The following is a 237-nucleotide window of genomic DNA, read 5'->3' as shown; positions in this document are numbered from 1 at the left end:
GATAAGAGCAATAAGACTAATTAGGTAAATAACCAAGCTCAGAATCCTATTCTTCGAGTCTGGGGAGTAGATAAACTGGAAAAACCGACTCCATTCTGATTGAGTTGATAAACCATGCTTACTTGCATCAGTCTCTCTCACTTCCTTTAGGTTCTTCATTGCTTCAAGAAGTGACTTACCAATGTGAGATACAAGCGATTGTAGATAAACAGCTTTGTGAAAGTCGATATTATCACT

Annotated in this window: 1 pseudogene; it reads right to left on the bottom strand. The window is 37.6% G+C overall.

The annotated features are described in order from the left end of the window. Positions 1-237, bottom strand: a pseudogene (locus AB4496_RS17600) (hypothetical protein); the annotation flags it as partial.

This window comes from Vibrio sp. 10N.222.46.A1, from assembly GCF_041473595.1.
Taxonomy (GTDB): domain Bacteria; phylum Pseudomonadota; class Gammaproteobacteria; order Enterobacterales; family Vibrionaceae; genus Vibrio; species Vibrio tasmaniensis_A.
Note: the sequence above shows the minus strand (reverse complement) of the source record. Positions and strands in the feature narration are given on the sequence as shown.